Origin of the sequence: Duffyella gerundensis (genome assembly GCF_001517405.1) — a bacterium.
Classification (GTDB): Bacteria; Pseudomonadota; Gammaproteobacteria; order Enterobacterales; family Enterobacteriaceae; genus Duffyella; species Duffyella gerundensis.
Map to the genome: position 1 here is coordinate 478,616 of NZ_LN907828.1, position 25,627 is coordinate 504,242.

Annotated in this window: 21 protein-coding genes; 6 read left to right on the forward strand and 15 right to left on the reverse strand. The window is 55.9% G+C overall.

What is annotated here, in order from left to right:
• Positions 1-3 precede the first annotated feature (3 nt).
• Together EM595_RS19400 and EM595_RS19405 are read left to right on the forward strand one after the other, a co-directional pair.
• Positions 4-5,571 (forward strand): trifunctional serine/threonine-protein kinase/ATP-binding protein/sensor histidine kinase, encoded by a 5,568-nt coding sequence (locus EM595_RS19400; protein ID WP_067436768.1) that lies wholly within the window; start codon positions 4-6, stop codon positions 5,569-5,571.
• A gap of 319 nt (positions 5,572-5,890) precedes the next feature.
• The gene (locus EM595_RS19405) at positions 5,891-7,084 is read left to right on the forward strand and encodes a diguanylate phosphodiesterase (RefSeq protein WP_067436769.1); all 1,194 of its coding nucleotides are present in this window, start codon (positions 5,891-5,893) and stop codon (positions 7,082-7,084) included.
• 54 nt (positions 7,085-7,138) lie between these two features.
• On the opposite strand, the gene EM595_RS19410 is transcribed toward EM595_RS19405, so the two are convergent.
• Entirely contained in the window at positions 7,139-7,531 is a 393-nt protein-coding gene (locus tag EM595_RS19410) for a winged helix-turn-helix transcriptional regulator (protein WP_067436772.1), read from the reverse strand.
• A gap of 94 nt (positions 7,532-7,625) precedes the next feature.
• Between EM595_RS19410 and EM595_RS19415 the strand changes: the two genes are divergently transcribed.
• The gene (locus EM595_RS19415; protein WP_067436775.1) at positions 7,626-8,522 is read left to right on the forward strand and encodes an SDR family oxidoreductase; all 897 of its coding nucleotides are present in this window, start codon (positions 7,626-7,628) and stop codon (positions 8,520-8,522) included.
• A 59-nt stretch (positions 8,523-8,581) separates the two neighbouring features.
• Here EM595_RS19415 and EM595_RS19420 read toward each other — a convergent pair whose 3' ends face one another.
• Positions 8,582-9,382 carry a MetQ/NlpA family ABC transporter substrate-binding protein gene (locus EM595_RS19420; protein ID WP_067436778.1) on the reverse strand — a complete coding sequence of 267 codons (801 nt, stop codon included), beginning with the start codon at positions 9,380-9,382 and terminating at the stop codon, positions 8,582-8,584.
• 227 nt (positions 9,383-9,609) lie between these two features.
• On the opposite strand from EM595_RS19420, the gene EM595_RS19425 reads away from it, so the two are divergent.
• Complete coding sequence (locus tag EM595_RS19425; RefSeq protein ID WP_067436781.1) at positions 9,610-10,575, forward strand: apurinic/apyrimidinic endonuclease family protein; 966 nt, start codon at positions 9,610-9,612, stop codon at positions 10,573-10,575.
• Positions 10,576-10,608: 33 nt separating this feature from the next.
• Here EM595_RS19425 and EM595_RS19430 read toward each other — a convergent pair whose 3' ends face one another.
• From EM595_RS19430 to betI, 5 genes are all read right to left on the reverse strand, one after another.
• Positions 10,609-11,898, reverse strand: a complete 1,290-nt coding sequence (locus tag EM595_RS19430) for an MFS transporter (protein WP_067436784.1) — start codon at positions 11,896-11,898, stop codon at positions 10,609-10,611.
• On the reverse strand, positions 11,891-13,048 hold the full coding sequence (locus tag EM595_RS19435; RefSeq protein WP_067436786.1) for a mandelate racemase/muconate lactonizing enzyme family protein: 1,158 nt from the start codon (positions 13,046-13,048) through the stop codon (positions 11,891-11,893). The genes EM595_RS19430 and EM595_RS19435 overlap by 8 nt, the downstream gene beginning before the upstream one ends.
• 286 nt (positions 13,049-13,334) lie before the next feature.
• On the reverse strand, positions 13,335-15,014 hold the full coding sequence (betA, locus tag EM595_RS19440; protein ID WP_067436789.1) for a choline dehydrogenase: 1,680 nt from the start codon (positions 15,012-15,014) through the stop codon (positions 13,335-13,337).
• A 23-nt stretch (positions 15,015-15,037) separates the two neighbouring features.
• Positions 15,038-16,510 (reverse strand): betaine-aldehyde dehydrogenase, encoded by a 1,473-nt coding sequence (betB, locus tag EM595_RS19445; protein WP_067436792.1) that lies wholly within the window; start codon positions 16,508-16,510, stop codon positions 15,038-15,040.
• Between the two features lie 10 nt (positions 16,511-16,520).
• Positions 16,521-17,117 carry a transcriptional regulator BetI gene (gene betI, locus EM595_RS19450; RefSeq protein WP_067436795.1) on the reverse strand — a complete coding sequence of 199 codons (597 nt, stop codon included), beginning with the start codon at positions 17,115-17,117 and terminating at the stop codon, positions 16,521-16,523.
• Positions 17,118-17,369: 252 nt separating this feature from the next.
• Here betI and EM595_RS19455 point away from each other — a divergent pair, with 252 nt between their 5' ends.
• Positions 17,370-19,400 carry a choline transporter gene (locus EM595_RS19455; RefSeq protein ID WP_067436798.1) on the forward strand — a complete coding sequence of 677 codons (2,031 nt, stop codon included), beginning with the start codon at positions 17,370-17,372 and terminating at the stop codon, positions 19,398-19,400.
• A gap of 87 nt (positions 19,401-19,487) precedes the next feature.
• On the opposite strand, the gene EM595_RS19460 is transcribed toward EM595_RS19455, so the two are convergent.
• From EM595_RS19460 to EM595_RS19490, 7 genes are all read right to left on the reverse strand, one after another.
• Positions 19,488-19,934, reverse strand: a complete 447-nt coding sequence (locus EM595_RS19460; protein WP_067437044.1) for a flavin reductase — start codon at positions 19,932-19,934, stop codon at positions 19,488-19,490.
• 91 nt (positions 19,935-20,025) lie between these two features.
• Entirely contained in the window at positions 20,026-20,616 is a 591-nt protein-coding gene (locus EM595_RS19465) for a malonic semialdehyde reductase (RefSeq protein ID WP_067436801.1), read from the reverse strand.
• A 364-nt stretch (positions 20,617-20,980) separates the two neighbouring features.
• On the reverse strand, positions 20,981-21,193 hold the full coding sequence (cspG, locus tag EM595_RS19470; RefSeq protein ID WP_067436804.1) for a cold shock protein CspG: 213 nt from the start codon (positions 21,191-21,193) through the stop codon (positions 20,981-20,983).
• A gap of 736 nt (positions 21,194-21,929) precedes the next feature.
• A complete protein-coding gene (locus EM595_RS19475; RefSeq protein WP_067436807.1) occupies positions 21,930-22,184 on the reverse strand; it encodes a hypothetical protein in 255 nt (84 codons plus the stop codon).
• A gap of 166 nt (positions 22,185-22,350) precedes the next feature.
• The gene (locus EM595_RS19480) at positions 22,351-22,692 is read right to left on the reverse strand and encodes a DMT family transporter (RefSeq protein WP_067436810.1); all 342 of its coding nucleotides are present in this window, start codon (positions 22,690-22,692) and stop codon (positions 22,351-22,353) included.
• Between the two features lie 92 nt (positions 22,693-22,784).
• Positions 22,785-23,951: a sensor histidine kinase gene (locus tag EM595_RS19485; RefSeq protein ID WP_067436812.1), complete on the reverse strand. Its 1,167-nt coding sequence runs from the start codon at positions 23,949-23,951 to the stop codon at positions 22,785-22,787.
• Positions 23,948-24,643 (reverse strand): response regulator, encoded by a 696-nt coding sequence (locus tag EM595_RS19490; RefSeq protein WP_067436815.1) that lies wholly within the window; start codon positions 24,641-24,643, stop codon positions 23,948-23,950. The genes EM595_RS19485 and EM595_RS19490 overlap by 4 nt, the downstream gene beginning before the upstream one ends.
• Positions 24,644-25,002: 359 nt before the next feature.
• On the opposite strand from EM595_RS19490, the gene EM595_RS19495 reads away from it, so the two are divergent.
• The gene (locus EM595_RS19495) at positions 25,003-25,206 is read left to right on the forward strand and encodes a hypothetical protein (protein ID WP_067436818.1); all 204 of its coding nucleotides are present in this window, start codon (positions 25,003-25,005) and stop codon (positions 25,204-25,206) included.
• A gap of 137 nt (positions 25,207-25,343) precedes the next feature.
• Here EM595_RS19495 and EM595_RS19500 read toward each other — a convergent pair whose 3' ends face one another.
• Positions 25,344-25,592: a biofilm development regulator YmgB/AriR family protein gene (locus EM595_RS19500; RefSeq protein WP_067436821.1), complete on the reverse strand. Its 249-nt coding sequence runs from the start codon at positions 25,590-25,592 to the stop codon at positions 25,344-25,346.
• Between the last annotated feature and the right edge of the window lie 35 nt (positions 25,593-25,627).

Below are 25,627 nucleotides of genomic sequence, written 5' to 3' on the forward strand. Positions count from 1 at the left end.
TGCATGCCCGACGCCCGCGTATCATCCCTTTCTGTTCGCGACACGCCGCCTGAAAACGTCTGCATCACGCTGGACGACGACGCGGAATTTACGCCGCTGGCGCAGGAGGGCGTATTGGTGTGGCTGCGCTATCGCCAGCCCTCAGGCGATGAAGGCGTGCTGGTCACCGCCGTGCATGAACAAGCCAGCGGACAGGCCCGCCAGCTGCTGAAAAATGAGTTTGCGCTGCGTCAGCACCTTTCCGCACGCTGGGCAATTCGGCCCGATGCCTGCACCATCTGGCATGGGCGCTATGCGCTGATCTACGCGCCATTTCCGTTTATTACGCTGGCCACCTTGCCGCCGCGCGCCACGCCGAAAATGGCCGACTTTCTCGATCGGGCGATCGCCCTGTGTGAACCTTTGCAGGGGTTGCACAAACAGCGCATTACGCACGGTGATATCAAACCCGGCAACATTTTTATCGCCGCCGACGGCCGCTTTCTGCTGGGCGGTTTTGGGCTGGCGTCGGCCTCTGTTGGCATCCCCTCTGCGGCCTCGCTGCCGATGATCGGCGGCACGCTGGCCTATATGTCGCCGGAGCACAGTTCGCGCACGCCCCATCCGGTCAATGCGCTCAGCGATCTTTACAGCCTTGGCATTGTGTTTTACGAGCTGCTCACCGGCGACCTGCCTTTTGGCGCGCCGGATGATGGCCAGGCGGAATGGATCCATCATCACATCGCTTCCCCGCCGCGCTTAACGCCGCTGCTGCGTGCCGAAGTACCGCCGATGCTGGCGGCAATTGTTTTGCGGTTACTGGCAAAATCGCCGGAGCATCGTTACCAAACCGTCGCCGGGCTGCTGGCCGATCTGCGCCGCTGTCAGGCGACGCTGACCGTTGGTGGTGATATCGCCAGCTTTACACCGGGCTTGCAAGACAGCGTGCCCGGCCGCTATCTCGCCGACACGCTGTGCACCACGCACCCGCAGGCGCGTGAGCTGGTGGCAGTATTTAATAAGATGAAACAGACGCGCAGCAGCCAGCTGGTGGTGATTCGCGGTGCGCAGGGCATCGGCAAATCATCGCTGATCGCCTCTGCGCTGGTTCACTTACAGCATGAACCTGCCCTGTTCGCGGTGGGTAAAGCTGAACAATATTCGCCGGATGTGCCTTATGCGGTGCTTAATGAGGCGTTCCGATCGCTGACGCTGTGGCTGCTGGGGCGACCCGCTGAAGAGATGGTGCGCTGGAAGGCGCGGCTGCTTAACCGGCTGGGCGACGATGCCGGGCTGGCGGTTAGCCTGGTGCCGGAATTGGGTTTGCTGATCGATCGCCGCCCCGCAGTGCCGGACGATCGGCTGGCGCTGCATGCGCATACCCGCTTCCGACAGATGATGCAGTCGCTGGTCAGCGCGCTGGCAATGCCGGGTTGCCCGCTGATCGTGCTGATCGACGATCTGCACTGGGCCGATGACGCCAGCCTGCAACTGTTGCAGCACCTGATCGCTGACAGCGACGCGCTGCCGCTGATGCTGGTGGTGGCGCACCGTGAGGAAGAGTCACTGCCGCTGCCACAGTTTGCCCTGCGGCTGACGCAGTTACGTGGTGCGGCTACCCGGCTGATCGATATTCAGCCTGCGCCGTTAACCGTCAAAGCGATCGCCCGCTGGCTAGCTACCCATTTTCAGTCGCGCATCGCCTCAACGCTGGGGCTGGCCGCGCTGATTCACAGCAAGACCGGCGGCAATCCGCTCTACACGCATACCTTCTTTCGCCAGGCGCAGGAGGATGGGCTGATCGTCCATCATCCCGAGCACGGGAAATGGCACGTTGACGGCACGGCGTTGCGCGCGCGCCACTACACCGATAACGTCGCCAGCCGGGTGCTGCAAGAGCTGACAACCATGCCGTTACCCACCCGCGAACTGCTCGGCTGGCTCGCCTGTCTCGGCGCCTCTGGCGATCTGCGTGCACTGGCCCAGATGCAGCAAAGCGCGGTGCACGCGCTGCGCGAGCGGCTCTATCCGGCCATCATCGCCCAGCTGGTCACGCTCACCGGTGATGATTACGCCTTTACGCACGATCGCGTGCACGCCGCCTCTTTTGCGCTCATTGGCGACGACGATCGGCAGCAGTTGCATCTCAACGCGGCCATTTTACTGAGTGATCAGGCGGGGCAGGTCGACGGCAGCCGCGCGCTGTTTCAGGCGGTGCATCATATCGCTGCGGTTAGCCGCGTACTGGCTCGCTCGCCGCACCGCGATGCCTGTTATGCCATTACCGTGCAGGCCGCCCGCCAGGCAAAAAACAGCGCAGATTACGCGTCAGCGCTGCGCTATTTGCACGTGGCGCAGGTGCTGAAACAGCCGGACAACGATGAACAGACGCTGATGCTGAATCTTGAAGCGGCGAAATGTCACTTTTTGCAGGGCGATCTTCCCGCGGCGCTGAGCCTGTGCGATACGCTGATGCGGACGCGCGGCGGGCTGGCAGAGAAAGCCTCGGCGGCCTGTTTGCTGGCCGAAGTGCATATGCGTCAGTCAGATAACCAGCGGGCGCTGGAAACCACGCTGGCGTGGCTGGCAGTATTTGGCGTGCGTTTCAGCCGCCAGCCCAAGGCCGAGGAGTGCGATGCCGCCCGCCAGCAGCTACGCGCCCGCGTTGGCAGCGATCCTTATCATGCGTTTATGCCGCTGCCGGTCATGGACAATCCTGAAATTGAAGCCATGCTGGAACTGATGGCCAGCGCGACTATTTTTGCCGCCTTTGTCTGCCCACGGCTGCACTTTCTGGTGCTCTGCCGCATGCTGCATCTCACGCTCGATCACGGCATCAGCGGCGCTTCCACTTTCGCCCTGGCGTGGTACGGCGTGCTGATTGGTCACTATTATCAGGAGTATCCGCTGGGTTTCAAAAGCGGCTCGCTGGCACGTGAGCTGGTGATACAGCACGATTTCACGCACTTCAAAGGGCGCACGCTGCTGCCGCTGGATCAGGTCAGCATCTGGATCCAGCCGCTCTCGTATGCCGTTGACTGCGCGAAAACCTGCTTTACCGCCGCGGTGGCGCAGGGCGATTTAACCGCCGCCTGTTTTGCTATTCGTCATCAGATCATGAACTACCTGATGCGCGGCGATCACCTTGACAGCGTATTGACCACCCTCGATCGCGGGCTCGCCTTTGTGCGCAAAACCGATTTTGCCGAGGTTGAAAACGTATTGCTGATTCAGCGGCACTATGTGCAGCATCTGCGTGAGCCGTTTGACACGCACTTCAGCGGTGCTCGTCTGCTCGCCGATGCGCCGTTGAAAGGGGGAGCAGAGGGCAATACGCCGCTGCTGCATTTCTGGCGCTGGCTCTATCGCGGATTGGCGCATTTTGCTGCCGGAGAATATCCCGAGGCGGACCGCTGTTTTACCCGCGCCGCGCCGCTGGTGGCCGCCGTGCCGGGCCACGTGCCGTTGCTCGATTACCATTTTTACAGCGCGCTGGCGCTGACGCTGGCGGAAGACGCGCAGGAAAGTTCTGAGGATCGCACCCAGCGTCTGCAACCGCATGTGGATAAGTTGCGCTGCTGGGCAGAGGTCAATCCCGGCACCTTCGCTGATAAAGCCGCGCTGATTGAGGCGGAGCTGGCGCGCCTGACAGGCGATGTCGGCCAGGCGATGATGCAGTATGAAAAGGCGATTGTGCTGTCGCATGAGGGCGGCTTTGTGCAGGTGAACGGGCTGGCTTGTGAACTGGCCGCGCGGCTTGCCACCCGCACAGGGTTAGCCGTTGCCGCAGATGCCTACCTGCGCGGCGAGATCGCCGCCTGGGCGCGCTGGGGCGCAAACGCTAAAGTACAGCAGCTGGAAAAGCGTCATCCGCATCTGGTTAACGCGGCGCCGCAGACGCCGTTTGATACCATCGCCTTTGCCCAAAGCGAGGCGATACGCGATCTGGAGAGCGTTGCCACCGCTGCGCGTGCACTGACCGAAGAGATCAACCTCGACCGACTGATCAAAATTCTGTTAACCATGCTGCTGGAACGCGCGGGCGCACAGCGCTGCCTGCTGCTGCGCATCCGTGACGGTGATATTGCCGAAACCGAAGCCTGGGCAAAAACCACCCCTGACGGCATTTATGTACGCATGGTGAATGAAACGCCGCTGGCCAGCGATTTGCCGCTGTCGGTACTGTCAGCCGTGATTCGCACCGGCCAGGCGATTCGCACTGGCCGTCCTGGCAGCTTCAGCCCCTTCAGTCAGGACCCTTATCTGGTCACTTCCGGCGCGGCGGTGATGTGCGTGCCGATGTTTAAGCAGGCGCGGCTGGTCGGCGTGCTGTATCTGGAAAACTGCCTGATGCCCGACGTCTTCACCGCCGAGCATTCCCACGTGGTGCAGACGCTGGCGGCTCAGGCGGCGGTATCGCTGGAAACCGCGCGGCTCTATGCCGAGCTGCTGGCGGAAAACATTCAGCGCAGCCGGGTAGAGAAGGATCTGCGTGCCAGCCAGACGTCGTTGATGCTCGGCGAGCAGATTAGCCATACCGGCAGCTGGCGCTGGGAGCTTGAGCAGGATGTGATGGCCATTTCCGATGAGTACGTGCGTATTCTCGGCCTGCCAGCGGGGCAAAAAACCTTATCGATGGCCGATTTTCTCACGCTGGTGCACCCGGAGGATTATGCGCGCATCAGCAAACTGGTCGTGGAAAGCGTGCATCAGTGCGCCTCAATGCGCGCCGAGTTTCGTATTATTCGTATGGATGGCGAATGCCGCTATCTGCTGGGCATCGGCGATCCGGTAGACGGTGAAGATGGCGTGAAGGAATATTTTGGCATCATTACCGATATCACTGCGCAACGGCAGGCCGAGGATGCGGTGCGCGTGGCGCAGGCCGATCTGGCCCGCGTGTCGCGCGCCAGCACCGTGGGTCAACTGACTGCCTCAATCGCTCACGAGATTAATCAGCCGCTGATGTCGATTGTCGCTAACGCGGGCGCCAGCCTGCGCTGGTTAAGGCGCGCGCCCGCTGAGCTGGAAAACGCGCGTATCGGGCTGGAAGAGATCATTGTCGAGGGCGAGCGTGCCGGAAATATCATTCGCGGGCTACAGGCGCTGACCCGCAATCAGGCTTCCAGCGCCTGTCGGCTCAGCCTGCACGAGACGGTGCATCACATTATTACCCTGTCGCGCAGCGAGCTGGAGCGCTGCGCCATCAGCGTTGATTATCAGCTGTGGGCCAGCAACGATGGGATTATTGGCGACAGCATTCAAATGCAGCAGGTTCTGCTGAATCTGGTAGTGAACGCCATTGAGGCGATGGCGGCAATTAACGATCGCCCACGCGTGCTGACCCTGACCAGCAGCAATCCATCACCTAACCAGCTGCGCATTGACGTAGCGGATACCGGCAGCGGCATTGAACCGGCGGTGATTGCCCGGGTGTTCGACTCGTTTTACACCACCAAAGCAGAAGGGATGGGGATGGGATTAACCATCAGCCACGGCATTATCGAGCGACATCACGGCAGCTTACGCGCTGAACCGCGTGCGTCCGCAGGCAGCGTGTTTTACTTCGTATTGCCCACCGCCGCCTGTTGATGAATGTGCGCGCTGGCTGGCGAGCGGTACGAGCCAGCGAATCAACACAGAGGCGGCTTTTTCTGACGCAGGTGTGCTCGTCATTCACCGTGTCATCGTTGCCGCCAGGTATATCCGTTAAAAGCGCATCTGACGTCAGTTCGTACGCGGGGGCAGAAAAAATAATATCCTCCATAAAGGATAAATAACCGTGCGTTACGTTTTGTTATTCTGTCAACGCTGCTCATAATACGATAACGCAATGTTGCAGAGATCTGCACAACACGGCGTGAACTTCTGGTAAAGTAGCCGAACACACGCAAGGAGTCTGGAATACGTAATGTTGTCGACAATTATCTATCGCAGTCATCTTGCCGATGACGTTCCGATTAAATCTCTGGAGTACCTGGCGGAAAAAGCGAATAAACTGAATAGTTTATTTAACGTGACCGGGATTCTTCTGTTCAATGGCACCCACTTTTTCCAGGTGCTGGAAGGCCCGGAAGAGGCAGTTCTCGACATTTATGGCCGTATCTTAAGCGATACCCGCCATCACAATGTTGTTGAATTAATGCGCGATCACGGTCCTGCGCGTCGTTTCGGTAACGCCGGTATGGAGCTGTTCGATCTGCGTCAGTACGACAAAGAATCGGTATTGCAGGCGGTGCTGGATAAAGGCACCTCAAAATATCGCCTGACCTATGATGATCGGGCACTGCAATTTCTGCGTACTTTTGTCGAGGCACGTGAAAAAGAGAACTATTTTGAGGTCCCACCGGCGGACTACTGGGATTTCATTACCGATGATGTGCTGGCTTCGGTAGATGCCGCGGATGCGTCGGGTACAGGCAACCATCATTTCGCCTTCCAGCCGATTATCGATCCCTTCGCTCGTCAGATTGTATCGCTTGAGGCGGTGTTCTGTCCGGATGAGAACGCAGCGGAACTGACGCAGGACGCGATCTATGCGCTGGATCTTGAGTCGAAAGCCACGGCCTTTGCGCTGGCGAAAAAGCTCGGCATCGAAGGCCTGACGCTGTCGGTTAACCTGCTGCCGATGTCACTGGTGGTGGTGCCAGACGCGGTTGAAAAGCTGATTGAGGCGATGAAAGCCAGCGATCTGGTGCCAGAGCAGGTTGTAGTGGAAGTCACTGAAAATGAAGTGATTTCCCGACTTGATGAGTTTGAAAGCGCGATCAAAAAGCTGAAGTCTGCCGGTATCAGCGTGGCCATTGATGATTTTGGCGCCGGTTCTGCCGGACTGCTGCTGTTAACGCGTTTCCAGCCCGACAAGATCAAAATCGACCGCAATATCATCAGCGACGTGCACAAAAGCGGTCCGAAGCAGGCGATCGTGCAGGCGATTCTGAAATGCTGTTCATCGCTGGAGATTGCCGTGACGGCGGAAGGCGTTGAAAAGCCGGAAGAGTGGATGTGGCTCGAAGCAGCCGGTATTTTTCACTTCCAGGGCTCGCTGTTCGCCACGCCGAAACGCAACGGTATTCCCGCGGTCTCCTGGCCTGAAAAAAACTGATGCGTCAGCTGCCTGCACAGTGCTGTGCAGGTGGTTTGATGGCAGGCGCCGTGCTTAGCCGCGCGCCTGCCGCTGTTGCATCACGTCTCCGGTATTCTCCTCAATCCAGTCAGCCAGCATGGCAACGTGTGCTGCAACCTGTTCACCGCTCGGCGTGAGATCGTACTCCACGCGCGGCGGAATAACCGGATAAGCGGTTCGTCTGACAAAACCATCTTCTTCCAGCCGTTGCAGGGTTAGCGCCAGCATACGTTCGCTCACGCCGGTGGCTTTTCGTCTCAGTTCGCTGAAGCGCAGCGTGCCGTCGCGTAATGCAATCAGGCACAGCACGCCCCACAGGCTGGTGACGTGTTTAAACACCTCGCGCGAAGGACAGTCAACGCTGGTCAACTCGCCGCGGCGCAGCGCAGCGGTCAATCCGGACGCCGGTTTTTCTGCCTCTTTCATATTTTTTCCTTACTAACATTTTTGTACGTACTTCTTTTAAGTGCGGTATGAGTTTATGGTTTCTCTCACTTAACAGCAATAGCGGAGTTTCACTGTGGAATCATTACTTCTCGTTACCGGCGCATCGGGCCAGCTTGGCCAGGCAGTGTTACAGCATCTGACCAGCACGCTGGATATCCCGGCTAATCGCATCGTCGCCGCCAGTCGCCAGCCGGAGCGACTTGCCAGCTGGGCCGCCAAAGGCGTGCAGGTGCGCGAACTCGATTTTGAAAAACCGGCCAGCTTTGCGGCGGCACTATCAGGCATTGAGCGGGCGTTATTGATCAGCACCGATACCCTCGACCGGCCAGGCCAGCGCCTGCAGCAGCATCAGAATGCTGTTACTGGTTTTGCAACGGCCGGTGTTCAGCATGTGGTCTACACCTCCGCACCTCATCCTGAGGGTGCACCGCTGCTGATCGCCCCCGACCACCTGGGCACCGAAGAGGCGCTGGCAGCCAGCGAACTGCCGGGCTGGACGGTGCTGCGCAATCACTGGTATTTCGAAAATCTTGCGATGTCGATTCCGGCTGCCATCGCCTCAGGCCAGTGGTACAGCGCAGACGAAGGGCAGGGCAGCGCCGATATCGCGCGTGACGATCTGGCGTTGGCCGCCGCCGTGGCGCTTGCAGGAACAGAAACCGGTAAAAAGACCTGGACCCTTTCCGGCCCCGAATCACTGACCAAACAGCAGATTGCCGCGGCCATCGCCGGAGTGGTGAATAAGCCGATTACGGTGGTGCAAGTCCCGCTGGAATCGCTGGTGCAGGGTATGATGGCGGCGGGCCTGCCGGAGCCGCTGGCACGTATTTTCGCCTCGTTTGATGCCAATACCGCCGCCGGGCGCGTCGCGGCGGTGACCACCGACTTCAAACAGTTAACCGGCCGTGAGCCACAACGTTTCCATCACTGGCTGGAAAACCATCGTGGCCTGTTTACCGGCGAGCGTTAAAAAAGAAAACGGCCTGCTTAGCGCAGGCCGTTGCAACCATCAGGAGGCAATCCGTGGCATTACCAGCCCTGAATCGCGTCGCCTTTGTAGACTTCTTTCGCTTTGGCTGCGACTTCCGGCGACTGTAACGCCGCTTTCAGCTTCTGAATTTTATCGCTGTCTTTGTCTTCTTCACGCGAAACCAGTGCGTTAACGTACGGCGAAGCCGCGCCCTCGCGGAACAGGCCATCACGGGTTGAAGATAATCCCGCCTGCGCAGAGAAGTTGGTGTTAATAATCGACAGCGTGACATTTGGATCGTCAAGCGTACGGGTCAGCTGCGGGGTATCCACTTCGGCCAGCTTCAGATGTTTCGGATTGGCAACGATGTCGAGCGTAGTCGGAAGATAACCCACGCCGTCCTTGAGCTTGATTAAGCCCTGTGCCTGCATCAGCAGCAGGCTGCGGCCCAGCGTGGTCGCTTCATTGGAAATGGTAATGGTTGCGCCATCCGGCAGTTCATTGATGTTTTTAATTTTGTGGGAATAGGCGGCAATTGGGAAAACAAAGGTTTTTCCGACTACGGCAAATTTATAACCGCGCGCTTTGGTTTGATCTTCAAGATAAGGCAGACTCTGGAAGGCGTTGGCATCGACATCTTTGCCGCTCAGCGCTTCATTCGGCAGCACATAATCGTTGAAGGAGACCACTTCGACATCCAGCTTGTATTTATCTTTGGCGACTTTCTGTACTTCTTCCCAGATTGCCTGATCCGGTCCGGTATTGATGGCAACTTTGACTTTATTGTCGTTATCGGGTGAACAGGCGGATAACAGTAAAACGGAGCTGGCGAGTAACGCCGTAAGCAAACCTTTAAACATGAACGTATCCCTTCAGAAAAGTTAAGTGCTGGATAGTAATATAAGTCACGGAAACTGCACACTTCCGCCGCGATATAACTTATAACGCGGCATCATAACCTGCCGGTAAAAGGCAGCAGATTATGAGTTGCTTATTAATAACGCAGTCAGGCCGCAGCTGGTGTGGGTCGCCAGCGAAAGCGGGATTTGTTGTTACACTTGTAGCACCTGAACAAACTGAGGTTATTATGAAATTAGGCTTTGCGTGTAAATATCTTGATGCGGATTTTAAACAGCCATTCCCTTTTAAGGCCACCACCCGCACGCGTTTTTTAAGCCTGAAACAAGAAGAGCAGTCTGCGCTGCTGTATCAGCTTGCTACCAATAATCTTAATCATCTGCTGGCAACCTTTAACGCGCTGGCGACCCAGCCCGACGCACTAAGAATGATGCGTATCGGCAGCGATCTGCTGCCATTATTTACCGTGCCCGAAGCCAGCCGTCTTTATCAGGAACTGCTGCCCGATCTGGCACCTTTGTTTACCGCCTGCGGTGAAGTGGCAAAGGCCAATAATATTCGCCTCTCGTTTCATCCGGGACAATATTCGGTGCTGGCGTCCGATAATCCGCTGGTAGTGGAACGCGCGCTGGAAGATGTGGAATACCACGCGCTTTGCGCGGTGATGCTTGGCTATGGTCGTGCGTTTCAGGACTTCAAAATTAATATTCATATGAACGGCAAACAGGGTTTTGCCGGTTTTCAGGCGGCGTTCGGCAAACTCAGCGAGGAAGCGCGGCGCATGCTGACGGTCGAAAACGATGAAATCTCCTGTTCGCTGGATGATGTCCTGCAGGCGGCAGAGTTGTGCCCGGTGGTGCTCGATATTCATCACCACTGGGTAAAAGAGAACGAATTTATTACGCCTGACGATGCGCGTATTGAACGCATCAAAGCATCGTGGCGAGGCGTCAGACCGGTGTTGCACTACTCGATCTCGCAGGAAGGGCTGATCCCGGAAACCGGCTTTCCCGATCAGCTTACGCTGGGCATCGGGAAGTCGAAGCTGCGGGCGCATTCCGACTTCTATTTCAATGACACGTTGAATAACTGGGCGCTGTCGTTTGCAGATTTTGACATCATGTGTGAGGTCAAAATGAAAAACATCGCTCGCGATCGGCTGTGGCAACACGGCATGTTACAGAAAAACACGTAAAAACAGAGGCCGTTTCGGCCTCTGTTTCAGGCCTTACTCCGTCGCCAACGCACGCAGCGATGCCACGCCTTTTTCACGCACCAGCACCGCCAGCAACAGCATTCCGGCTAACGCGAGCAGGCTCGCCAGTACAAAGGCAGTGTGATAACCGCCGCCGTACTGGATAAGGAAGCCGGTAATCCCCGGCGACAGAATTCCCGCCAGATTGGCCAGCAGATGCACAAACCCGCCAGCGGTGCCGATGCGGCCGGGCGGCACAATGTCCTGCAGCAGCGACCAGCACGCCTGCGGCGTCATGTAGGCGAAGACGCTGGCGAGGGTAATTAGCGTCACCGCGCTGACTACGTTGCTGCTCCAGGCGGTAAGCATTACACAGACCGCTGCCACCGCCAGACCCACAAAGATCACCAGCTTGCGCGACAGCAGAAAGTTGTGCGTCCGCCGATAGAGCATATCCGATACCATGCCTCCGCCCAGAAAGCCCACCGTCGCACCCAACCAGGGCAGCACGCCGATAATGCTCATGCTTTTAATATCCAGATGCTGAAAGTCCGTGAGATAGCTGGGCAGCCAGGAGAGAAAAAAGAACTGGATATAGTTAAAGCAGAAGAAGGCACTGGCGACGCCGAGCACCGGCAGGGAAAAAACGTAACGCCACAATGAATGCGGGTCCTGCTGCGGCGAGGCTGCGCTTTTCAGGCTTGCCGGACGATTTCGTGCGATGTAGTCACTCTCTTCCTGACTGACGCGCGGATGCTGCTCCGGCTTATCGCGAAACAGCAGCAGCCAGCAGCCTACCCAGATAAACCCCAGCAGCGCGATGACCACAAAGGCGATGCGCCAGCCGAAGTGCCAGCCGACCAGCCCTACAATGGGCGCGGCGATGGCGGCGCCCAGCGGCTGGCCAGCGTTGGTGAATCCTACCGCCCGACCCACTTCCTGTTTGGGGAACCAGTTGGCGATCGACTTGTTGGTGGTGGTGCCCATCGGACCTTCACCCACGCCAAACAGCATGCGCACAATCAGCAGATGTGCAAAGCCGGTGACCAACGCGGTTGCGCCACAGAACAACGACCAGATGGTGGCCGCCCAGGCGTAGACGCGGCGTGGACCGAAGCGATCGGCACACCAGCCGCCAATAAAACAGAATGCGCAGTAGCCGATGAAAAAGCAGCTAAACAGAATGCCCATCTGCGCGTCATTAATGTGCAGATCCTGTTTGACCAGCGGTGCCATCACTGACAGCGCGGCGCGGTCGAGATAGTTAAGCATGCCGGCAAAAAAGAGCAGCAGGGCGATGACCACCCGGTAGCGTTTAAACATGGTGGCTTCCCTCTGTGGCAGCAATTCGATGGTGTGAAATACGGTAGCGCTGGAGCACGGCGGGATCGGGTTGATAGCCGAGTCCGGGCGCAGACGAAAGGGTAAAGTTCACCGCGGTTGGCAGCTCGGGATAGAGCGCCGCCTCAAAGGTGATCCACGGCACTTCCATTTTGATCGCAGGCGGCAGAGTGGCAACCAGATGCGCGGTCGCCAGCATGCCAGCGCCATAATAGAAGCAGTGCGGCACCACGGTGACCTTGTGTTGTCGGGCAAGAGCGAACACGCGCAGTGCCGCGCTAATGCCGCCGACTTTTGCCACACTTGGCTGCACAATATCCACGGCATTTAACGCCATTAAGTGAGCAAAACCGTGGTCGCCATCGGCGTTTTCGCCCGCCGCAATCGGCACGCCAATTTCGCGCAGCGCCGACAACGCTGCATAGTCATCCGGCGGCCAGATCGGCTCTTCCAGCCAGACCAGATTAAGCGAGCGCAGGGCATGCGCTTGCTGCACCGCCTGCTCCGGCGTCCACGGACAGTTAACGTCAACCATTAATTCAACGGTTTCAGGCAGTGCGCGGCGGGCCGCCGTGATGGCGGCAACTTCCGTTTCATGCAGCTTTAGCGTGGTAAAACCCTGCTGCTGTGCCTGCACCACCTGCTTAGCGACCGCTTCGGGATCGTTGTCATAACTGACGAGGCTGGCGTAGCGTTCGATGTGTTGTCGTTGCGCGCCCAGCAGTTGCCACAGTGGCTGTTGCAGATGCTGGCCGAGCAGATCCCACAGCGCGACATCCAGCGCCGAAAGCGCAAAACGTACCGGCCCGCTGCGTCCGAAGGCATGCAGCGCCTGTTCTGCCTGCTGCATTAACGCTTCTATTTGTCCGCTATTTTCAGGCATCGAACGTTGCAAAAAGAACGGTGCCACCAGCGAGCGCAGCGCCTGTTCAGTCACCGGGTTTGCCAGGTGACCAAAGGCTTCACCCCAGCCACACAGGCCGCTGGTGGTTTCCACTTTCACCAGCAGCGTTTCCATTTTGCGTAAGGAAGGTGACGCGGCATTAAAGGTGGTTTCTTCACGCTGCGGCGGGCGGCGATGCGCATGAAAAGGAATCGCAATGCGCATAACCTCAATTGATGATATTTCCAAAGTGATACCTCGCATAAGGGTATCCCAGCCAGCCGGGATAACGGTAACCTGTTCAAATCATTAGCGAGTATAGGAATGCAGCCGCGGTGCGGCATCAGGCGAAAGCCTAAGGATAAGTGGGCATGAACGTTGCTTTTTGGGCAACTGGACAGCCAGTAACGGAAAGGATCACAAAATAACGCAGGTGATGACGGTGAGTAACGAGTTTACGTGAGCATGCGCCGCAGACAGGCAAAAAAAACGCCATCAACGCGTTAACGTTGATGGCGCTGATTGCCGCAACAATTTACGGGCGCTGTGGCTCGCCGCGCACCGGTTTCTCACCGGCGACAAAGTAGCTGGCGGTGCTGCGTGGTAACGGTGCCTTGCCACGAATACGGTCGGCGATTTTTTCGCCAATCATAATGGTGGTGGCATTCAGGTTACCGGTGATGATCAGCGGCATGATGGATGCATCGACCACGCGTAGCGCTTCAACGCCGTGCACACGGCCATCGCCGTCAACCACTGACATTTCATCGTTACCCATTTTGCAGGTACCGCAAGGATGGTAGGCTGTTTCGCCGTGATTACGCACAAACTCGTCCAGCTGCTCGTCCGTCTGGCAGTCGAGGCCGGGACTGATTTCGCGGCCACGGTATTTATCCAGCGCCGGCTGATTGATGATTTGGCGCGTGATGCGAATGGCATCGCGGAATTCATGCCAGTCCTGCTCGGATGCCATGTAATTAAACAGAATCGACGGGTGCTGGCGCGGATCGCGTGATTTCAGTCGCACGTGACCGCGGCTTGGGGAACGCATCGAACCCACATGACACTGGAAGCCGTGCGCATTGACCGCGTTCGAGCCGTTGTAGTTAATCGCCACCGGCAGGAAGTGGTACTGAATGTTCGGCCAGGCGAACTCTTCACGGCTGCGAATAAAGCCGCCCGCTTCAAACTGGTTGCTGGCGCCAATACCGGTGCCGTTAAACATCCATTCCGCACCGATTTTCGGCTGGTTCCACCATTTCAGGGCCGGATAAATCGACACCGGCTCTTTACACTCATACTGCAGGTACATTTCAAGGTGGTCCTGCAGGTTTTCGCCGACGCCAGGCAGATCGTGCACCACTGGAATATCGAACTGTTTCAGCAGAGCGGCCGGGCCAACGCCGGATCGCTGCAGAATCTGCGGCGAAGCGATAGCGCCCGCGCTGAGCAGCACTTCACGGCGCGCACGCGCTTCGTGCACTTCATTGCTGTCGCCGAGCATATAGGCCACGCCGACGGCGCGCTTGCCGTCAAACAAGATGCGATCGGTGGTGGCATGGGTGACAATTTTCAGGTTTGGACGGCTTTTGGCCTGATCCAGATAGCCGCGCGCGGTACTGGCTCGACGACCTTTCGGCGTGACCGTGCGATCCATTGGGCCAAAACCTTCCTGCTGGTAGCCGTTGAGATCGTCAGTACGCGGATAACCTGCCTGCACACCGGCTTCAATCATCGCTTCGAACAGCACGTTGTTGCCCGCTTTTGGCGTGGCGACGCTCACCGGGCCGTCGCCGCCGTGATAGTCGTTCGGGCCGATATCGCGGGTTTCCGCTTTGCGGTAGTAGGGCAGGCAATCCAGGTAGCTCCAGGATTCCAGACCGGGTTCTTTCGCCCAGCCGTCGAGATCCAGAGCGTTAGCGCGGATATAGCACATGCCGTTGATCAGCGACGAGCCACCAAGGCCCTTGCCGCGACCGCATTCCATGCGACGGTTATTCATGTAAGGCTCTGGGTCGGTTTCATACGCCCAGTTGTAACGACGGCCTTGCAGAGGGAATGCCAGCGCGGCAGGCATCTGCGTACGGAAGTCCGCACGGTAATCGGGGCCGCCCGCTTCCAGCAGCAGGACGTTGACGCTGCTGTCTTCGGTCAGGCGCGTCGCCAGCACGTTGCCTGCGGAACCGGCGCCAATAACAATATAATCAAATTCCATCGGTTACTCCTCAGGATCAAATATTAAAATACGGACTGAAAACGCGTCATCTCAACCTGGATTGATTTGACCTGAGTGTAATTTTGCAGGGTCATCAACCCGTTTTCGCGACCGACACCAGAGTGCTTGTAACCGCCGACCGGCATTTCCGCCGCCGACTCGCCCCAGGTGTTGATCCAGCAAATGCCGGCTTCGATCTGATGAATCACGCGGTGCGCGCGGTTCAGATCGTTGGTGACCACACCGGCGGCGAGACCAAACTCGGTGGCATTCGCGCGGCGTACCACTTCTTCTTCGCTTTCATAGGTCAGGATTGACATCACTGGACCAAAGATCTCTTCGCGAACGATCTTCATCTCATCGCGGCAGTCGGTAAACACCGTCGGTGCAACCCATGCGCCTTCATCAAAGCCTGCACCGGTCAGACGCGTGCCGCCACACAACAGACGTGCGCCTTCGGCAATACCTGACTCGATGTAACGCATCACGTTGTCGCGATGGGCAAAGCTAACCAGCGGGCCAAAGTTGGTGTCGGCGTCGGTGAGCGAGCCGGGGCGGATGCGCGCCACGCGCTCGGCAATTTTCTGCTCAAACGCCGGTTGCAGGGCAGCGGGCACAAATACGCGCGTGCCGTTGGTGCAGACCTGACCGGAGCTGTAAAAATTCGCCATCATCGCGATATCGGCTGCCAGATCGAGATCGGCGTCATCAAAGACGATCAGCGGCGATTTGCCACCCAGTTCCATGGTGACATCTTTCAGCGTTGAGCCTGCGGCGTTTGCCATCACTTTCTTGCCGCTGGCAACGCCACCGGTGAAGGAGACTTTATCGATGCCGTCATGCTCAGTCAGCAGCTGGCCGGTGACCGGGCCGGTGCCAGGCAGCACGTTGAATACGCCGTTGGGGACGCCCGCCTCGGTATAGATTTCTGCCAGCTTCAGCGCGGTGAGCGGAGTCACTTCGCTTGGCTTGAAGATCATGGCGTTGCCTGCCGCAAGGGCAGGGGCTGATTTCCACAGTGCGATCTGAATCGGATAGTTCCATGCGCCGATACCGGCCACCACGCCCAGCGGTTCGCGACGGGTATAGACAAAGGCGGTATCGCGCAATGGGATCTGCTGGCCTTCCAGCGTCGGGATCAGGCCTGCGTAATATTCCAGCACGTCAGCACCGGTAACGATATCCACGCTGGCGGTTTCGCTCAGCGGTTTGCCGGTATCCAGCGTTTCCAGTTCAGCCAGCGCATCGTTGCGCTCGCGCAGGATATCGACCGCCCGGCGCAGGATGCGCGAACGCTCCATGGCGGTCATCGCTGCCCAGACTTTTTGTCCTTTTTTAGCCGCGTTTACCGCCCGCTCAACGTCCTGCGGGCCCGCTTCGTGCACCTCGGCCAGCACTTCGCCGTTCGCCGGATTGATGGTCTGAAAAGTTTTTCCTTCCGCAGAAGGAACGTAGGCGCCATCAATGTAGAGGTGTTGCTCGTTAAATCGGGACATTATCTCTTCCTTATCTATTCTGATCGTCAGCCAACTGCTGATGAATGAATTGTGTGGTCAGTGTTCGGGCGACCTCGGGATCAAAAGGTTTGCGGCTCAGTGCGGCGCGCAACCAAAGCCCATCTATCAGTGCCGCCAGACCGTGTGCGGCCAGGCGGGCTTTATCGCGCGGCATTTCACGTCGAAATTCTGCCGCCAGCGAGGAAAAAAGCCGGCTGCTGCTGACCCGCTCAAGGCGATTCAGCTGCGGTTGGTGCATGCTGCTGGACCAGAAATCCAGCCAGGCTTTCATCGCTGCCTTATGCACCTGTGTTTCATCGAAGTTGCCTTCAACGATGGCATGAAGCCGCGCTTCGGTGGAGGCATCGGCCAGTGGCTTGAGCCGGGCAGCAACGGCATCGCGTAGCTGGCGCGTGACATCGCGCATGGTGGCCTCAAGCAGGCCGTTTTTATCTTTAAAGTAATGACTGATGATGCCGGTTGATACACCCGCGCGGCGGGCAATCTGGGCGATAGTGGCATCATTCAGGCCCACTTCATTAATCGTACTCAGGGTCGCATCAATCAGTTGCCGACGTCGTATCGGCTGCATCCCCACCTTTGGCATTTTTCCTGCTCCGTGCTCATTTCGTACCCCTATTAAAACTTTTTTTGATTGCACGTTCAATATAAAAAGAAAACTTGTTAGGATGTTGCGCTTCGATTGTTACATAAGCGTAGCAGTGGACTACAATCGTCAGCGGTTGTTCACCGTGATGGTTTAGCAGGGTACTTAACAGGGAAAATAGCGGTCAGTTATTGACCGATACGGTGAATTAATCGATTGAATAATTAGACATTTAACCAGAGGCTTTTATTGATGATGAATCCACCATCCGGTGAAAAAGACAGAATCAATCCTGTTGTGTTTTACACTTCAGCTGGACTGATTCTGACGTTTTCACTGTTGACCATTCTTTTCAGTGGCCAGGCGGCAGGCTGGATCCTGACCGCAGTTAACTGGGTTTCTGCCACCTTCGGCTGGTATTACATGCTGGCGGCGACGCTCTATATCGTCTTTGTGCTCTATATGGCGTGCTCGCGCTTTGGTGACATTAAGCTGGGGCCGGAGCAGTCAAAACCGGAGTTCAGTATACTCAGTTGGTCAGCCATGCTGTTCGCGGCGGGCATCGGCATCGACCTGATGTTCTTCTCCGTGGCCGAGCCGGTAACGCAATATATGCAGCCGCCGGAAGGCGCCGGGCAAACCATGGAGGCGGCGCGTCAGGCGATGGTCTGGACGCTGTTCCACTACGGCCTGACTGGCTGGTCGATGTACGCACTGATGGGCATCGCGCTTGGCTACTTCAGCTATCGCTATAACCTGCCGTTGACCATTCGCTCGGCGCTGTACCCTATCTTTGGCAAGCGCATCAACGGACCGATTGGTCATACCGTGGATATCGCGGCGGTCGTCGGCACCATTTTTGGTATCGCCACCACGCTGGGTATTGGCGTCGTGCAGCTCAATTATGGGCTAAAGGTGCTGTTCGATATTCCTGAAGGACTGGCAGCGCAGGCTGGCTTAATCGTCTTATCGGTGATTATCGCGACCATTTCGGTGACATCTGGCGTAGATAAAGGCATTCGTATTCTGTCTGAACTCAACGTAGCGCTAGCGGTTGGCCTGATTCTGTTTGTGCTGTTCTGCGGCAATACTGAGTTTCTGCTGAACGCGCTGGTGCTTAACGTGGGTGATTACATTAATCGCTTTATGGGCATGACGCTGAACACCTTCGCCTTCGATCGCCCAACTCAGTGGATGAATAGCTGGACGCTCTTTTTCTGGGCCTGGTGGGTTGCCTGGTCGCCGTTTGTTGGCCTGTTCCTGGCGCGTATTTCGCGTGGACGTACTATTCGTGAGTTCGTACTCGGCACGCTGATCATTCCGTTTACCTTTACGCTGCTTTGGCTGTCGGTATTTGGTAACGCTGCGCTGTATGAAATTATTCACGGCAACGCAGGATTTGCGCAGGAAGTGATGAACCATGCAGAACGCGGCTTCTACAGCCTGCTGGCACAGTATCCGGCGTTTAAGCTGAGTGCGTCGGTCGCGACCATCACCGGCATGCTGTTTTATGTCACCTCGGCGGATTCCGGTTCGCTGGTGCTGGGTAACTTCACCTCGAAGCTGAAAGATATCAACAGCGATGCGCCAAACTGGCTACGTATCTTCTGGTCAGTGGCGATTGGTGTGCTGACGTTGAGCATGCTGATGACCAACGGCATCTCGGCACTGCAAAACGCCACGGTGATCATGGGTCTGCCGTTCAGCTTTGTGATCTTCTTTGTGATGGCGGGGCTTTATAAATCGCTGAAGATTGAGGATTATCGACGTGCCAGCGCCACGCGTGATACCGCGCCTTACCTGGCCGCAGCGAACGATCGTCTGAGCTGGAAAAAACGGCTGTCACGCCTGATGAACTATCCTGGCTCGCGTTATACCCAGCATATGATGGAAACCGTGGTGTTCCCGGCAATGCAGGATGTGGCGAAAGAGTTGGAGCTGCGCGGAGGTAAAGTTGCGCTGGAAGCAGTGCCAGCCGATGAGGAGAACCCATTGGGCTATCTGGATCTGCGTGTGAACCTGGGTGAAGAACAGAACTTTGTTTACCAGGTTTGGCCGCAGCAGTATTCGGTGCCAGGCTTTACCTATCGCGCCCGCAGCGGTAAATCGACCTATTACCGTCTGGAAACCTTCCTGCTGGAGGGCAGCCAGGGCAACGATTTAATGGATTACAGCAAAGAGCAGGTAATTATTGATATTCTCGATCAGTATGAACGTCACCTGAACTTCATCCATCTTCATCGTGAAGCGCCGGGTAGCAACATTACCTTCCCGAATATGTAACCTGTCGCCCGGCGTTTCTCGCCGGGCACCCAGCGCCGACTTCGATGGTCGGCGCTGAATTCAGCTTTTTATCTAACATCTCAATCATCATCGCAGATGGTGATAGCGCCGATTAAACCACACCAGGTTTGACGCCAACTGCTGGCGTTTGATGCCCACTATTTCGCAGATCATGATGTCGTGCGTGCCGACGGTGACGCGTGACTGAATTTTACAGTCAAAGGCAACTGCGCTGGCTGACAGCAGCGGCGAGCCGGTGATAAAGGTGTCCCATTCTACCGCCGCAAAGCGATCCTGCTGGGCCAGTTTCCCGCCAAATATCCCGGACAGTGCTTCCTGATCGGCAGCCAGCGTGTTGACGCAAAGGTGTTCGGCATCGGCAAATGCGGCAAACACCGAAGCGCTGTGATTCAGGCAGACTAACAGCGAAGGCGGGGAATCTGTGACGCTACAAACGGCAGTGGCGGTAAATCCAGTGGCACTTTCTTCACTCAAGGTTGTGACAATGTTGACCGCTGAGCCAAGATTCGCCATCGCATCCTTGAATGTTTGGCGGCCCTGGTCATCAGTATCAGAAAAAATTGTTGAGACCACTTGGGTCTCCTCAACAGCAAGCAGTGTGGTATCAGACATAAATGCAGGCCTCCTCAAAATCGAAACGATAAAGACGATCGTAAACTTTTTTGGCATCGCCATAGCCAAGATTAATGATCTGGTTCACGGTCCAGCTGGTGTCCGCAAAAAATGCGGCGTCGACCGCTTTGGCATCAAACCCTGACATCGGCCCGGTATCCAGACCCAGCGCACGCGCCGCCATGATCAGGTAGGCCGCCTGCATCGAACTGTTGCGCAGCGCCGTTTCGCGGGCAAAGCTTTCGCTGGAGGTGAACCAACTGCGCGCATCGCCGTGAGGAAATAGCACTGGCAATGCGTCATAAAATTTTGTATCCCACGCCACGATGACATTAACCGGCGCGGTCATGGTTTTTTCCACGTTGCCTTTTGACAGCGCGGGTGCCAGTCGCGCTCGCCCGGCTTCAGTGGTAATAAACACAAAGCGTGCGGGTGAACAGTTGGCAGAGGTTGGCCCCATACGCACCAGCTGATAGAGCTCGCGCAGCAGTTCTGCTGGCACCGGCTTATCCTGCCAGCCATTTTGCGTTCGCGCGCTGAGAAACAGCGTATCTAATCCCTCTTCGGCTATTTTATTGCTCATGCATGTCTCCTTAACAAAACGTGAAGGCCAGAAAAGTCTTCGGGCGATACCGATCGTGATAGCCAGAACACTATCAATATCTGTGCCAATAATTTATAGCAATAAAATCAGTGCGATAAGTTTTACCATCCGGTCAAAACGGACTAACTGGTCTGAATATGCAACACGCTGGTGCGCCAGGCACTTCTATGGTGCTGATGGCGGATATACTGAGGAGAGCAGGGAAGGAAGGGCACAGGCGGCAGGCAATGGCAGCCGTAGAATGCAAAAAACCCGCACAAGGCGGGTTTTTTATCACGGGAAACTCACTGCTCAGGCTATTGCCGTCATCGCTATCGTAGATTCCTGTGCGATTGTTCGCTACTTAAAGCGGAACAACGTTTACAGCTGATGGGCCTTTAGCGCCGTTCTCGATTGAGAACTCAACTTTCTGGCCTTCATCCAGGGTTTTGAAATCATTGCTCTGGATTGCAGAGAAGTGTACGAATACATCTTTGCTGCCGTCTTCAGGAGTAATGAAGCCGAAACCTTTATCAGCGTTAAACCATTTTACTAAACCAGTCATTTTGTTAGACATAGATATTTCCTTTAGATTTTTTGAGCCACTTAACGTGACGAACATGGCCTGTTTGCAGAGTTTACTTACTGGGCACTTAGGAGGAGGCTCTCGCAGAAGGGTATCTATGGATAACGCTTGAACTGAGGACTGCTTTACTAAAACTGCTTTCATAAGGTCTGTGTTTCAAACCGATGACGTATACTAGACCGGGAGAGCGGTGTTACGCAAGCGTTAATATTATTTAATTTTAGATGGTTAGTTTTGCAACGAACCCACCTTTTCTGCTTTAAGAGTATAGTCGATTAAAAATGCAGCGCCACCAGTAAGCGTATTCTGTAAAAATAAAAAGCCCCGACGGTTTAGGTCAGGGCTTTTAGGGTACTGCACACTTAGGATTTAACATTAATACGCTTTGTTGATACTTACTGCTATTGGTACTGCGTTAAATGTACACGTTAAGAACAGATAATATTGGGTACTAGATAGATAATTAAAAACCCCCATATATTTACCGATTAACACATCGCCAGCTTCATCACTTTCTTAAAGCGTGGCATCTTAATCCAGTACATCTCCCCTCGCGATATAAACTCTTTGATGCGTTGCCTTACTTTCGTTGCGATACTCAGAAAACAAAACCTTATCGCAAGCAATTGTAGTTGAAACATGGCGTTACATCATCGCGTTGTTGTCCCCAGGTTGCGATTGGTGAATCTCACTACGTGGCCTTAACACTGATCGACAGAGGGTGAAGCTATTCCTCAATTATCGATATCACATACAACAATGTTACGTGGCCTTTATCGCAAATTATTTCTGAAACAAACTTCTGATACACTTTCTGCTTACCCGGCAACAAACTTTCCGCTGCCGTTGAGTACCAATCTAAGCTTTTTTTTCGCGGTGTCAACACTGTTTTTAAACGCATGTTTTTATTGCCAGTGGTGATATAAAAACGCTGCGCTTTTCCTGTGCTTTGTTTTACAGTTAAATAATCTTTTTCATCCACAACGCATTATTTCCTGCCGGACAATTTCACTGTTCAATTGTCAAAAAAATCTGAAGCTAGCAAGCTATCAACGCGGTCGTTGTGTGGCCTCGCTAGCATGGGCAACGCAGCGGCTGTGGGCGGCTGCGTTGCATCACTCAAAGTTAAAGCCAGAGAGTGACGTTGTTTAATGCGCGCTCATTTTTGAAAAGCCATTGACGATAATTACGCCTATCACTATTAGGGCGATACCAATAAGCGCCGCAGTGTCAGGATGCTGTTTGAAAATCACAATGCTGACTACCGTGGTGAGAATAATGCCCAGGCCACCCCAGGAAGCGTAAGCGATGGCCAGCGGCACGGCGCGCAAAGCCTGAGCAAGCAGATAAATAGAGAGCGAATAACAGACTGCAGCGCCCAGAGAGGGCAGAAGCTTAGTGAAGTGGGCCGATTTGCCCAGCAGCGTCGTGCCGATCACTTCAACGATAATGGCAACCAGCAGTGCCAGATAAGATAGCCAAGCGGGCATATTGCGTTCTCCTTACGTAAACCCAGGGCGGTAATTATAGAGAGGCTGAGAGAATTTCCCGCTTTTATTGCACCGCTGATTGACGACTCACGCTATAAAGGCAACGTCAGCGCGATCTCCATGCCGCCGTCGGCAGGTAAGCTGGCTGACACTTCACCGCCGTGCGCAACCACAATGGCTCTGGCGATGGATAATCCCAGCCCGCTTCCGCCAGAGTGCCGTGCCCGTGAAGATTCCGCGCGAGTGAAGCGATCAAAGAGGATGGGCAGAAATTGCGGATCGACGCCGGATCCGTAATCGCGGAACAGGATGCTCACCTGCGTCGCATGCTGGGTGACCGTGATGGTCAGGCTCTTGCCTTCTGGTGCGTAACGCAGCGCATTCTCCATTAAAATAGTAAACACCTGGCCCAGCCGAAACACATCGCCCGAACAGCGTGCGTGATGCTTTGCCTCTATTACTATCGCCATACCTGCCGCTTCCGCCTGCGGTGCCAGCCAGGCTGCGCGTTCTCGCAGCAGTTCAACCAAATGAATTCTGCTGCGCTCAAGGCTGAGCTGTCCGGCATCCGCCAGCGAAAGCAGATGTAATTCGTCTGTCAGGCGACTCAGCTGGCGAAGCTGCTTCATGACCATGCTCAATTGCTGCGGATCGGGATCAAATACGCCATCGATCATGCCCTGCAAGCGGCCAATGGCCGCGGTCAAAGGTGAACGAAGCTCATGCGCCATCGCAACGTGCGAAGCCCGCAGTTCACGCTCATAGCGCGCCAGCTGCTGCGTCATCAAATTAAAATCTTCGGTAAACTGCACCAGCTCTTGTGGCGCATTTTCTACCAGATCGGCGGTTGTGCCGAACTGACCCTCGGCAACCGCACGCGCCGCTGTTGCCAGTCTGCTGAACTGGGCAGAGAGCGGGCGCGCAACGCGCAAGCCAATCATCACAATAAAAGGAATCGCCATGATCACCAGCACGCCCACCGTCAGCCAGTCATTGGAGGCGATGGACGGATCGGAATAGTAGATGCCCCACCAGTTATCAATAATTTGGTGATAACGCGCAAGGTCAAGCGCGGGATGCTGGCGTAACTGGGCAAATTCCTCGCGCAGTGCCGGCGGCATATGCAGATAGACCCACAGATTCTTCAGGGCAAATCTCAGCCACATACAGATGGCAATCAGCACTACGCTGCCCAGCGCCAGCGCGATCACGCGCATGCAGATCCAGCGCCATAAAGAAGAGTACGGAGCGCGACTCATGGCTGACGAAACCGATAACCAACGCCGCGCACCGCAGGCAGGATGTCGTGCAGGCCGGCTGCTTCAAGTTTTCGCCGCAGGTTGTAGACGTGTGTGTCGACGACTCGCTCCAGCGCGTCGCTTTCGGGCAGGCAGTTTTCCAGCAGGAACTGGCGGGTAAAGGGACGCACCGGTGCACGCATCAGCGTTACCAGAATGGAAAATTCGGTTGGCGTGAGTTCCAGGCGATAGGGCGGTCCATCGGTTTGATTAATCACTGCTGTCAGCGCGTCAGCATCGACCTCAAGCGCCGCCCAACGCAGTTTCTCCGGCAGTGCCGCGCCCGAAAAACTTCTGCGCAACACTGCCTGCACGCGTGCTACCACTTCGCCGGGATCGTAAGGTTTAACGACATAGTCGTCGGCGCCATAGCGCAGTGCACCAATTCTGTCCGGCGCATCGCCCATGGCGGTAACCATGATCACCGGCGTATCACCCCGGCGTCGCAGCGCGGTTAGCACCTCGGTGCCACTCATGCCGGGCAGCATAATATCCAGCAGGATAAGATCGGGCTCCCAGCGGCGAGCCGTTTCCAGACCGCTGAGACCATCGCCAGCAATAGTGACATCATAGTTTTCTCGCTTTAGATAGGCCTTGAGCACATCAGCAGCGTCGGCATCATCTTCAATAATCAGTACTCGCTTGGTCTGCATGCGGTGTCACCTGGCTGTAAACGATTATTCACTGGCTAAGGGCAAGCCCGGCGTGTAAGACTTGCCTGAGAGGCATGATAATAACTGTAAAACCACTGTTTCACATGGCCGGATTAAGGCATTGTGTTAAATCGTTGCGGCGAGGCGTTAGCATGAGCGCAATCATCAGAGAAAAGTCCATTATATCCCGCCAGAGCTGGGAAGAGCGGTCATGACGTTGGGCTGGTACAGGCAGTTTATTCATCAGCCGCCGGACCGAATCCACCCACTTTGTGCCCGCGTCAGTCGCCCGGCTGTCACTTTAAGTGGCAAAATGGTAAGCTGTATGGATACCCAGGCGGTATGTAGGGAGAACTAATTTGAGTTACAGAAAAACCAATATTCCGGAAGAGATACAGGCGGCGGTAGGTTATGCCGTTTCACTGCTCCTCGAAGCCGGCAAACCCATACACATGCATGAGATCACCGCGCTGTTGCAACAGCACGCGGAGCAGGCTTCCGATGAGTCGCTTAAAAACCATCTTCTGCACGCCATTCGTCTGATTGCAGACAAAATGAACTGAGTCGCCACGGCCGCTACTTCGCTATTCCCTCTTTTCTAATTTTTCTGATATGCAATAGCATTACCGGACACGCAGCGCTTTGCTGGTGACACGGCGTGTCATTATTTTTTTAGACAGGATGAACAGGGAAGGGCAGATCAGATGCCGGGGTCATCCGGCGTTTGGCCAACTACAAGCGCCAGCGTCTGGCTCAGGATCGCCTGTTGAGCAGGCAAGGTAGCGGTTTCCAGTTGCGCAATCAGACGCTGAATTAACACCTTGTTCGACAACACTTCTTTGCTGGCCACCATCGCTCTGATCATCATGCCCAGTGCTTCAGTGGCGCTGCTATAAAGGATCACGGCAGCCAAATCGTTTCTCTCGTTCTCCGGCAACTCTCGGTACATCAGCGCATCCTCGTCGAGTTGCCAAAGCGATTGTA